Raw genomic sequence first — 12,030 nt, forward strand, 5'->3', positions numbered from 1 at the left:
CAGATAGAAATGTTGGAAATTCGTAACTTACATGCCAATGTAGAAGGAAATGAAATCTTAAAGGGAATAAATTTAACCATTAAGGCCGGAGAAATCCACGCCATTATGGGGCCAAACGGCTCGGGCAAAAGCACGCTGGCCAATGTGCTGGCCGGGCGGGATTTGTACGAAGTGACCGAAGGCGAAATTTTATTCGAAGGTAAAGACTTGCTGGAGATGACTCCGGAAGAACGGGCGCGCGAAGGCATTTTTCTGGCCTTCCAGTATCCTGTGGAAATTCCCGGAGTGAGCAATATGTATTTTCTAAAAACCGCTTTAAACGAAAAACGAAAACATTTAGGGCTGCCAGAAATTGACGCGGCCGATTTTCTGGCCATCGTCAAGGAGAAAATGAAGATTGTGGAGATGGATCAGAGTTTGTTAAACCGTCCGGTTAATGAAGGCTTTTCCGGCGGCGAGAAAAAAAGAAACGAGATCTTTCAGATGGCCGTACTGGAACCTAAACTGGCCATTCTGGATGAAACCGACTCCGGACTGGACATTGACGCCTTACGAGTTGTGGCAGAAGGCGTTAATCATTTGCACAACGATCGGAACGCCTTTCTGGTCATCACCCATTATCAGCGTTTATTGCAGTACATTGTTCCCGACTTTGTGCATGTTCTGTACAACGGAAAAATTGTAAAATCAGGCGGCCGCGAGCTGGCGCTTGAGCTGGAAGAAAAAGGCTACGACTGGTTAAAATAAGCGAGCAGGAGTAATATTATAATGTTAACAATAGATGTGATTAAACAACAATTTAAACAATTTGAAAGCCGTTTAAACGGGCAAAAAAAGCATCCTCTGCACCAGGTGCGCAAGGCGGCTTTAGAATTTGTAAGCCAAAGCGGATTACCGACATCGCGAGATGAAGAATGGCGTTTTACCAATCCAAAACCTTTTTTCGAAACGGAATTCCGCCTGGCCGAAAAAGCGGCGGGCGAGGCGCTGTCGATCGAGCAAATTCAGCCCTTTTTGTACAACAACTTTGAAGGCATTACCCTGGTTTTTGTCAACGGTTATTTTATGCCGCATCTTTCCACTATGGCGGAATCGAACGACAGAGTGCAGATTAGTTCCCTTAATCACGCGCTCAGCAACAAAGTAGAACTGTTGCCGGAATTAAACGAAAAAGCAGTCAATGAATTTAATGTGTTCAGCGCTTTAAATGCCGCTTTTTTTAGCGACGGTATTATCATCGAAGTGCCGGATCATACCGTTTTAAAGGTGCCGATAAACGTACTCAATATTGCCATGGGGCAGGGGGAAACGGTCAATAATGTCATCCGCAACGTCATCAAAGTAGGCGAGCATTCGTTTTTACGCGTTATTGAAACCTTTCTCTCTTTTTCGGACGAGCCCCATTTCACCAATGCCCTGACCGTGGTTTCGGTGAGCAATCATGCAAAGGTGATTCACAGCCACATTCAAAATGAAAATGAAAACGCCTACCACGTGGGCAACGTGCTGGTTCAGCAAAAGCACAGCAGCCGGTATGTTTCCAACAATATTACTCTGGGCGGAAAGCTGGTGCGCAACAATTTAAAAATAACCTTGCAAGGGGAATTTGCCGATGCCTCTTTAAACGGTTTTTACATGGCGCATGGTACGCAACATCACGATAATCATACGCTTATTGAGCATGCCAGCCCAAACTGCACCAGCAATGAGCTCTACCAGGGAATTTTAGCCGACAGGGCCAGCGCCGTGTTTGCGGGTAAAATTCTGGTTGAAAGAGACGCCCAAAAAACCGACGCCGTCCAGTCCAATAACTGCCTTTTGCTTTCGGACGAGGCTAAAATCGATACCATGCCCCAGCTCGAAATTTACGCAGACGACGTAAAGTGTACGCACGGCGCCACCGTGGGGCAGTTAGACGAAGAAGCGATTTTTTACTTAAGAACTCGCGGAATCTCTGAGAATCGGGCGAAAAATCTGTTGATTTATTCCTTTGCAGAACGTATTATCGAACAGATCAAAGTAAAACCCGTAAGAGATTATGTGGATCAAAATATTTTACAACGATTTAAAGAGAGCATGAATTTTATCAAATAGAATGAAGAGGGAATGGCCATGGACGATCAATTCCGGGAATTGTACCAGGAAATTATTTTAGATCACAATCGTTCGCCGCGCAATTTTGGATCATTGAAAGATGCGACACACACTCTGGAAGGACACAATCCTTTATGCGGCGATCACTATGTGATCTATTTAAAAATTAAAGATGGGCGCGTGGAAGATGTGCGCTTTGAAGGCAAAGGGTGCGCTATTTCTAAATCTTCGGCCTCAGTAATGAGCGAGTTCATAAAGGGCAAAAAAGTTTCGGAGATCGATCAGTATATTGAGCTGTTTCAAAAGATCGTGCGAGGCGAACTGGATCCGGCCGAGTATCTGGAAAAATTGGGTAAGCTGGCGGTTTTTGCCGGCGTGTCGGAATTCCCCATGCGCGTCAAATGCGCCACGTTGCCCTGGCACACCCTGCACAACGCTTTACACGGTAAACAAAATGATCATGTTTCAACGGAGGAATGATAATGAGTAAAAATCCCATCTTTAAAGATGATGTCGTAAAAGTTTTAAAAACCGTTTATGACCCGGAAATTCCGGTAGATGTTTACGAGTTAGGTTTGATTTACGATATTTCCATTGACGAAGAGAATAATATTAAGATTGCCATGACCCTAACCACGCCCAATTGTCCGGCTGCGCAATCCCTGCCGATGCAGGTCAAGGAACGCGTTCAACAGATTTCCGGTGTGGGCGACGTTCAGGTCGATGTGGTCTGGGACCCGCCATGGCACCCGAGCATGATGTCCGAAGTGGCAAAATTGCAATTGGGATACATGTAAGGTTCTTAAAACGGCAGAAAAGGATTGACTCGTTACATCCGATTTTCATTCTCGAACTCATTGAGCGGAATACGTTTGCGGAGAACAACGCATTTACGCTTTACGATCGGGAATGAGTTGAAATTTGCGAAAACCGGCCGGGCAATCCGAGCACGGTAATAAAAAGACAACCATACAACAGTGCAACGATAGAAAAAGAAGGGGAATGGTTTTGCAGATATCAGATAAGACACAGGCATCCGTTCAATTTGATCCCTATTTATACCGAAAAGATTTTCCGATTTTAGAAACCATCGTCCATGGCAAACCGCTGGTTTATTTTGACAATGCCGCCACCACGCAAAAGCCGGAAGCGGTTATTCAAACCATTGTTGATTACTACCAGGGAATGAATGCCAACGTACACCGCGCTATCCATTATTTAGGCGAAACGGCGACCATGGCCTTTGAAGAGGCGCGCCAGAAGGTGGCCAGGTTTATCAACGCGCCCAGCGCCCGGCAAATTGTCTTTACGCGCGGCACCACCGAAGCCATCAATCTGGTGGCTACAGCCTGGGGCGAAAAATTCATCTCAGCCGGCGATGAGATCATTTTAAGCGAGATGGAACATCACAGTAATCTCATTCCCTGGCAAATACTGGCCCAAAAGGTTGGCGCAAAACTGCGCTTTATTCCCTTTACCAGTGAGGGAGTTCTGGATTTTGAAGCCTTTGAAAAAATACTGAGCAATAAAACGCGAATTATTTCGTTAACCTACATGTCCAATGTTTTTGGAACGATTAACCCCATTAAACGCATTATCCGCATGGCAAAAGACCGGGGAATACCGGTATTGTTAGACGGGGCGCAAAGCGTTCCCCATTTGCCCACCGACGTTCAAGCTCTGGATTGCGATTTTTTGGCTTTTTCGGGTCATAAAATGCTGGGTCCAACTGGTATTGGCGTATTGTACGCTAAAATTAATCATCTTGAAAACATGAACCCCTACCAGGGCGGGGGAGAGATGATTCAGTCTGTGTGGCTGGAGCGCGCCACCTGGAATGAGATTCCTTACAAATTTGAAGCCGGTACGCCCAATATCGCCGGCGCCATTGCTCTGGGCGCTGCCGTTGATTATTTAAGCGCCGTCGGCATGAAAAACATTACCCTTTACGAGCAGGAACTGACCACTTACGCCCTTAAAAAATTAGCCGAATTGGACGAGCTTGTGATCTACGGCAATGCGCCGGAAAGGGGCGGCGTGATCTCCTTTAATCTGGGCGAGGTTCATCCCCACGATCTTTCTCACTTTCTGGATCAACAGGGAATTGCCGTGCGGGCCGGTCATCATTGCGCACAGCCCATCATGCGTAAGCTGGACATCGCCGCTACTACCAGAGCCAGTTTTTATTTTTACAATACGTTCGAAGAAATTGATTATTTTGTGGAGCAATTGAAAGAAGCCATAACATTTTTTAATCCCTGAAAAATTTTACTGGTCAGTTTCCAATCTACATCACTTATTTTAATTCATTCGTTGACGATATTTAATTCAGCTTAATCAGGATGCAAAATCCTGATTAAGTTTGTCTTTTTGTAAGGTCTGTTTTGCCTTCATCGTTCATTGAACAGAATTAGCCATAGGGCTTAAAACGCTTATTTACCTTCATTTGGGGGATAAAAATTTGTTTGGTAAACCGGGATTTAAAAAAGATTTTATTTCTGACAAAGAAAAAAAAGAAATACTGAGGCGGCGCCAGGCTTTCACCAATCCGATTATCGCCGTTACCGGTAATTTAGGCAAAACTTCAACCATTTCCATGATCGAGACCATCCTCTCCGCGCGGGGCAAAGTATTAAGGCATCCAAACGGTTGCGGAAATCTGCAAAATAATTTCAGTACTTTAAAAAAACTAAACAATACTTACGATTTTGGTTTATTTGAGCTCAACCATCAAAAGGGCCGGCAATTTGTTGAGCTGGTTCATTTAATCCGCCCCAATATCGCCATTGTAACCAACCTGGGAGATGCGCACCTTAACTATCTGGAGCGCATGATTCGGCAGGCCATCGAAAAGGCTTCGTTGCTAAAATACATGGATCAGGACGGAATCGCCATTTTAAATAAGGACGATGAACTCAGTTACAACATTGTAAAACAAATTAAAAATTTGAATGTCATTCAATTCGGTTTAAATCCGCACGCCGATTTTTATGCCACCGACATCGAGCAATTTGGGCCGGGCGGCATGCGTTTTAAGTTGAACGGTCGTTTTGAAATTCAACTACCCATTTTTTCCATTCAGGATCTGTACAATTTTTTGGCTGCCGTGGCGGCGGTGGCGCACATTGGCTTCAGTTTGAACGATGTGGTGGAAATATTAAATACAAAATTTTCTCTGCCTGAAGGACGCGGCAAAGTTCTAAAATACGGATCGATTTATGTGATCGACGAAAGCTACATCAGCACCCCGCGTTCGGTAAGCAAAGCGGCGCGCGTGCTCTCCACCTTTGAGCAGTATTCTGAACAACTGGTATTGATCGTCGGCGATATGGCGGATGCCGGCATAAACGTGGAGCAGCAACACATTAATATGGGCTATTTTTTGTCCGCTTTGCCCATTGATTTATTGATCACCGTTGGCGAGTATGCCAAATTTATTGGCAAGGGATTTGAATTTATTAAAACTTCTAAAAAACTCTGCTTTTCGGTTAATTCGCTAAACGAAGTCTTTGAAATTTTAGACATTCATCTTAAGAACAAAAGCACCATTGCCATTAAAGGATTAGGAAAGGTTGCCATGCATCGATTTCAATCGTATTTTAAAACGCAGCAACCAGTAAGTACAATCAATTAATGGCAGTACCATGAAAAAAAATTATTTTTCTTTTGTTGTTCTCATCATCTTAAGCAGCGCCTGCCTCAGCCTGGCGCAAATGCAGCCCAAATCTGAAATCTTCGGCAAATACGATCGCCTGCTAAAACAACTGCAAGAATCCGGAGCGCAAATCTATTCGCCGGAGAGTTACGAAAAAGCGATTGAATATTACAGCGAAGCTTCCGAGGATTTTGATAAGCAAAAAGACCTCAAAGAGATCAAGGAAAAACTTTTACGTTTTCAAACCTATGCGCTGGAAGGCTTGAAAAATGTGGAGATTGCTCAAAGCTGGCTGGACGAAGCCATCAAAATGCGAGAAAAGGCGCTGGATGTGGGCGCGCCGCAATTTGCTGCAAAGCTCTGGGAGCGGGCGGAAAAAAAGTTTAAGCGCGCCGTAGAAAATATCGAAGACAATGACCGGGAAGATGTTTTGAAATATGGCAGCGAAGCCAGAGAGCTTTACGACCAGGCCGTTCGCCAGGCGCTGATCAACAGCCTATTAGATGAACCGCGCCAGTTAATCGCTAAGGCCAGAGAAGAAGACGCGCCAGAATTATGCTATCAGACCTACATGGCAGCCCTCAACGCCTTGCATGACACGGAAGAGATGATAAACGCCAACCCCGACTCGCTCGATTCGGCCAGGCTTAAGGCCGATCAGGCGGCGTACCAGGCGCGCCATGCATTGTATCTGGCCAGAATGATCAAAGAGTTAAGAAAAAAAGACAAAAATTGGGAATTGTTAATCTTAAAATTCGAAGACCTGATCAAAAACATCGCCATTCCCTTCAATTATAATCCTCAATTTGACGAAGGTTTTGACAAACCGGTGCAGACCATCATCGGTTATATTGCCAACCTGAAAAATGAAAATAAGCGCTTGGTTAAAGAAAACGCAGAGTTAAAAAAAGAAATTAACCAGATCAAAGAAAAAGAAACCAATCTCTCCGTGGAACTGCAAAAGAGGCTGGAGCTGGAGAATAAAATTAAGAAGATAAAGGAATTGTTTGAGCCAGGCGAGGCCGAAGTGCTGGTGCAGGATGATAATCTATTGATTCGCTTATTCGGATTAAAATTCCAGCCGGGAAAGGCTATCATCCAGCCAGAATATTTTTCTCTTTTGACCAAAGTGCAGCGCGCCATTTACGAATTTCCCGATAGCTATATTCTGGTCGAAGGGCACACCGACGCCTCGGGGAGTTCCTATAAAAATAAGGTACTGTCACAACAAAGAGCAAAGGCCGTAAAAGAGTATTTGATCGCCAATCTTGATCTCAAAGATTCGCAGATAGAAGCCATTGGGCGAGGCGACCAGGAGCCCATTGCCAGCAATAAAACGGCGGAAGGGCGAGCCAAAAACCGGCGGATCGATATCCGTATTGCGCTGCCCATCGATTAGTTTTCTTAAAAGTAAGAAAAACCATTTTGTATTCTTTGAACTGTAGGAATGCAAAGTGGTTCTGATTTAGTGAATCAAAAGGTAACGCTTTCTTTTTTAACCTTAAAAATATTAAAAGGTTAAAACGAAAAGGATGGTCTTTTTGCACGCCTTTTTTCTGCCTAAAAATGGCCTTTTGTAAACTGGCACTGGTTTTGCAAATAATAATATTATGCAAAACAATGGAAGACTTTTCAGAAATAATTTACTGGTAATCGATCCTGATCATGAATTTTGTAAAAACGTCGGGATGTATCTGGAAGACAGTTTCAATGTTTACATCCGCGACAATGTGGAATATTTAGATTACACGATTATTTTGAACAGGATCGATCTGGTTATTGTAAATGTGGACAATGCCGACGAAAATTTATTAAAAGAACTGTTTAATTTAAAGCAGCAACACCAGAACGTAAAAATTATCCTCATGTACACCTTTATTCCTGACAAACCCGAAATTCGACGCCAGTTAAAAAAAATAGCAGACGCCCTGATTACCAAACCATTTGACGTTGAACTGCTTAAAATAAAAATAGAATGCCTGTTAAAAGGCTTTCGCCCGCAAAAACAACTCGATTATTTTTAGCGATCCTTTTTTAAAAAAGCTCTTAACACACTCAAAATTTTCTGCAACACATTTTTAAATTTCTTAAATTGTTTTACTTTTAACTTTGCTAAAAAGATGTGACTCGAAAGGAGCAAATATGTACGATGCAAAAAAGATACAAGAGATTTTAAAAGATCATCGCGTGGAATTTATCGATTTAAAAGTTTGCGATCTGCAGGGCAGGCTGCACCATCTCACGTTGCCATACTCCGAAAAAGTTCTGGATAAGTTAATGACCGAAGGCGTTGGCTTTGACGGTTCCAGTTACGGGTTCAGAAGGGTAGAAAACAGCGATATGATTATGAAACCGGACCTGGATACGTGTATGTTTGATCCCTTTCGCGAAGCGCCGACCATCAGTTGTTTTACCAAAGTCTTTAATACCGACGACCAAAATACGCCTTACCAGTACGATTTGCGCAACATGGCTGTAAGGGCGGAACAACTTTTACAAAAATACGGGATCGGCAGTAAATCTCAATGGGGACCGGAATTTGAATTTTACATATTAAATAGCGTGGATTTTAAAGTAAACGCTCATGAGTCTTACATAAAAATTGAATCGGAGGAGCAATTTGGCTTTAATGGCTACCATATTGCAAATCCGTTTGATTTGTACGACGATTTTAGAGATGAGGCGACCCGTCTGTTAATTAAATGCGGTATTCCCGTAAAATATCATCACCATGAAGTGGGCAATCTGGGCCAGCAGGAGATCGAGATTTTTTTTAACGATTTATTGAAGAGCGCGGATATCATCGTGTTAACCAAATACATTTTACATAATCTCGCGGCGCAAAAAGATTTACGATTAACCTTTATGCCCAAACCCATCTACAAACAGGCCGGAAGCGGCATGCACCTGCACCATTTTCTGGTGGATGCGGAAATGAAAAATGTTTTTTACCAGAAAGGCGGCTATGCCAATCTCAATCAGAATGCGCTGTATTACATCGGCGGCGTATTAAAACATGCGGCTGCCCTGTGCGCTTTTACCAATCCAACAACCAATTCTTACAAGCGTCTGGTTCCCGGTGTGGAAGCGCCCACGGCCATCAATTTTGGTCAGGCCAACCGCGCCTCATGCGTGCGTATTCCCCGTTATGTTAAAAATCCTCAGGAAGCCCGTTTCGAATATCGGCCGCCGGATGCCACGGCCAATCCGTATCTGGCCTTGACCGCTATTTTAATGGCAGGCATCGATGGCATTATCAACAAAATTGATCCTGTAAAAGAAGGGTTTGGCCCCTATGAGGCGGACGACTTCGATCCTAAAATTCTCATGCGTTACCTGCCTTTTAGCTTGAATGCCGCTCTGGATGCTCTGAAAAACGACTATCAGTTTTTGTTGCGCGACGGAATTTTTGATATCGGCCTCATTGAACACTGGATTGATATTAAGTCCAGAGAGTTTAATGAAGTTTCTAACTGGCCAAGTCCGGTTGAATTTCAACTGTATTTTGATTTATAACGAAGCGTCGGCATTTGTACCAGCAATAACGCGCACGGTTAAGTTCAACAGGGGGCCGTAATCGGCCCTGTTTGATTACTATTGAATCCTTATAGCAATTATCTTAAATTGGACTTAACTTTTGTCATGGAGGAATTCGATCTCTTGAAGCCCTTTAAGTTTATTAATGAATTTCGGATTGCCGATCATCAATTTCAGATAAAAACCGAATTGAGAGAAAAGCAGATAGAAGCCACCGTTACGGAAGAAGGGAAATTGCTGTACCAGAAATGGTATCCGGTAAATTCCGGTTTCCTGGCCGATGAGGATGAGCTGTGGAATGAACGCGCCCGGGAAGCGCATGAACAGGTAATCGAAGAAATCGAAACGCTGTTTACCATTAAAGAACGCATTAAAGAAGTGACCCAGGCCGTCTATCACTATCGGTTCGGACGTGTGCTGTTTGCTTTTAATTTACTGGACGAGGCAAAAGAAGAATTTCAGTTCGCCATTGATTTGAGAGCCGATTTCATCAAAGCCTATCGAAAATTAGCCGCCTGTTATTTAAAAGAACGCAATTACCGACAAGCTGCCGACACGCTGAAAAAAACACTGGAAACAACAGAGCCCTTTCCGGACTTGCTGAATGATCTGGGGGTTGCCTACACACTTAGCGGTGAATATAGGCGGGCTAAAGATTGCTTTTCGCAGGCCCTGGAAAAAAAGCCTGACTTTCAGGAAGCCAATTTTAATCTTGGCATTTTATTGTTGCTTTCCAGCTACGAAGCCGATAGCGATCACAAAGTGGCCCTACCGGTGCGCGTGATTCGTTCCCTGCATTCCCTAAAAGGGGCCTCTTATTTGAGAAATAGCGGATGGAAAGAAAAAATCGAAACGCTGCTGGGAAAAATTGAAAAGAAGAAATATGAGGGGCTTCTGCCTGAATTGCTTGATTTGCAATTCCAGTTAGCTACCAGAGAGGATCCGATCGCGGTGAAATTTGATTTTTTCTTTTTAAAGTTTATGTATGGCAAAATGAAAATGGATGTGGAATCCATCCGCTTTTATGAAAACTGGCTTTCTGAAAATATTCAAAATTTCAAATACGCGGACTATTGGAACGACATGGGCGTTATTCATCTGATTCAATGCCGGAATTATTTTTTAAATGCTCTGGAAGAAATTGAGAAGGCTCACCAGTTAAACCCCAATTTTGAAGAGGCCGCCGAAAATCTAGAAAAAATCAAAAGGATTAAAAACGGCTTTTTAATCCTTTTGCGCGCTTTGCTTAAAAAATAACAGGCCACCGCCTTGCGAACGATGGCCTGTCGCTTCTAATTTACAAGCGCCATTTTTAATCCAGCAAGTGGATTACCAGACCGCTACGTAGCTTGGGCTCAAACCAGGTCGATTTAGGCGGCATAATTTTGCCGGCATCGGCAATGGCCATCAAATCTTCGATGGAAGTGGGGTAAAGGCCAAAGGCCACCTGCATTTCGCCGGAATCCACGCGACGCTTCAGTTCTTCTAAGCCTCTGATACCGCCCACAAAATCGATGCGTTTGTCTTTGCGCGGATCGCCGATGCCTAAAATGGGCACCAATAAATTATTCATTAAAATCGAAACATCCAATTGTTCCACCGGATCGTTTTCATTAAAGGTGCCCGGCCTGGCTTTTAAACGGTACCATTCGCCATTCAGGTACATCACAAATTCGTGTTTTTGCCTGGGCTTTTCGGCGCTGGCCCCTAATTTTTGTACGTCAAACTTTTCGGAGACTTTTTTAAGAAAGGCGTCCACGCTGAGACCATTTAAATCTTTAACCACCCGGTTGTAGTCCATGATGTACATCTGATTGTGCGGAAAGATGACGGTTAGAAAATAATTGTACTCTTCATCGCCTGTGTGATTTGGATTTTGCGCCTGACGCATTTGTTTGACGCGCATGGCGGCTGCCGAACGGTGATGTCCGTCGGCCACATAAAGACAATCTAACTGCTTAAAGAGCTCTTGCAAAGCCTTAATGTCCTCATCTTTGTCAACCAGCCAGAAGGTGTGTCGAATGCCGTCGTCGGCGGTAAAGTCATACTCCGGCTCGCCCTGGACAATTTTGTTCATCAGCGCGTCAATTTCCGGCCTAGCTTTGTACGTTAAAAAAACAGGGCCGGTCTGAGCGTTTAAGGTGTTAACGTGTTTAACGCGGTCTTCCTCTTTATCGGCGCGCGTCAACTCGTGTTTTTTAATCAGATTTTTTTCGTACTCTTCTACCGAGGCGCCGGCCACCAGGCCAATTTGCGAATGATCGCCCATAATCTGTCGGTAAACGTAAAACATGGGCTTTTCGTCCTGTACCAGGATGCCCTCTTTAATAAAGCGATCCAGATTCTCTTTGCCCTTCTGGTAAACCGCTTCGTCGTAAATGTTCGTTTCCGGCGGTAAATCGATTTCCGGTTTGTTGATGTGTAAAAAGGAAAAGGGATTATCTTTTGCCATTTCCCGCGCTTCTTCGGAACTTAAAACGTCGTATGGCGGTGATGCCACTTTTTCGGCCAGTTCTTTTTTGGGTCGCAGTCCTTTAAACGGTTTAATAATTGCCATCTTCCACTCCTTTGTTTTAGTCGTTTGCAAAAGATACTAAAATTAGTAAATAAAATGATTTAATTCAAAAGAATTGAAGATTTTTTTTCCTGAAGACAAAGGATTCGCCGGGAACAGGATGATGATTTACAAAAAAAGTAACCACATAAAGCGGAAAAGGATTGAAGGGGCCTCTGGCAGCAAGGCA

At 43.7% G+C, this 12,030-nt stretch carries 11 protein-coding genes; 10 read left to right on the forward strand and 1 reads right to left on the reverse strand.

Annotation, left to right across the window (positions count from 1 at the left end):
* The first annotated feature begins 9 nt into the window (after positions 1-9).
* The 10 genes from sufC (at position 10) to Cabys_RS09710 (ending at position 10,543) form a co-directional block, all read left to right on the forward strand.
* Positions 10-747, forward strand: a complete 738-nt coding sequence (gene sufC, locus Cabys_RS09665) for a Fe-S cluster assembly ATPase SufC (protein WP_006930150.1) — start codon at positions 10-12, stop codon at positions 745-747.
* A gap of 21 nt (positions 748-768) precedes the next feature.
* Positions 769-2,094, forward strand: a complete 1,326-nt coding sequence (gene sufD, locus Cabys_RS09670) for a Fe-S cluster assembly protein SufD (protein WP_006930151.1) — start codon at positions 769-771, stop codon at positions 2,092-2,094.
* 18 nt (positions 2,095-2,112) lie between these two features.
* On the forward strand, positions 2,113-2,574 hold the full coding sequence (gene sufU / locus Cabys_RS09675) for a Fe-S cluster assembly sulfur transfer protein SufU (RefSeq protein ID WP_006930152.1): 462 nt from the start codon (positions 2,113-2,115) through the stop codon (positions 2,572-2,574).
* Positions 2,575-2,576: 2 nt separating this feature from the next.
* Positions 2,577-2,891: an SUF system Fe-S cluster assembly protein gene (locus Cabys_RS09680; protein WP_006930153.1), complete on the forward strand. Its 315-nt coding sequence runs from the start codon at positions 2,577-2,579 to the stop codon at positions 2,889-2,891.
* A gap of 205 nt (positions 2,892-3,096) precedes the next feature.
* A complete protein-coding gene (locus tag Cabys_RS09685; protein WP_006930154.1) occupies positions 3,097-4,356 on the forward strand; it encodes a cysteine desulfurase in 1,260 nt (419 codons plus the stop codon).
* Positions 4,357-4,555: 199 nt separating this feature from the next.
* Positions 4,556-5,728, forward strand: coding sequence for a Mur ligase family protein (locus tag Cabys_RS09690; protein WP_006930155.1), 1,173 nt, complete (start codon positions 4,556-4,558; stop codon positions 5,726-5,728).
* A 10-nt stretch (positions 5,729-5,738) separates the two neighbouring features.
* On the forward strand, positions 5,739-7,148 hold the full coding sequence (locus tag Cabys_RS09695) for an OmpA family protein (RefSeq protein ID WP_006930156.1): 1,410 nt from the start codon (positions 5,739-5,741) through the stop codon (positions 7,146-7,148).
* 211 nt (positions 7,149-7,359) lie between these two features.
* Entirely contained in the window at positions 7,360-7,773 is a 414-nt protein-coding gene (locus Cabys_RS09700) for a DNA-binding transcriptional response regulator (protein ID WP_006930157.1), read from the forward strand.
* 118 nt (positions 7,774-7,891) lie between these two features.
* On the forward strand, positions 7,892-9,265 hold the full coding sequence (glnA, locus tag Cabys_RS09705; protein ID WP_006930158.1) for a type I glutamate--ammonia ligase: 1,374 nt from the start codon (positions 7,892-7,894) through the stop codon (positions 9,263-9,265).
* Positions 9,266-9,409: 144 nt separating this feature from the next.
* On the forward strand, positions 9,410-10,543 hold the full coding sequence (locus Cabys_RS09710) for a tetratricopeptide repeat protein (protein WP_169313659.1): 1,134 nt from the start codon (positions 9,410-9,412) through the stop codon (positions 10,541-10,543).
* Between the two features lie 55 nt (positions 10,544-10,598).
* Here the strand turns inward: Cabys_RS09710 and Cabys_RS09715 are convergent, their stop codons facing one another.
* Entirely contained in the window at positions 10,599-11,843 is a 1,245-nt protein-coding gene (locus Cabys_RS09715; RefSeq protein ID WP_006930160.1) for a DUF1015 domain-containing protein, read from the reverse strand.
* Positions 11,844-12,030: the final 187 nt, after the last annotated feature.

The sequence above is a fragment of the Caldithrix abyssi DSM 13497 genome, assembly GCF_001886815.1.
Classification (GTDB): domain Bacteria; phylum Calditrichota; class Calditrichia; order Calditrichales; family Calditrichaceae; genus Caldithrix; species Caldithrix abyssi.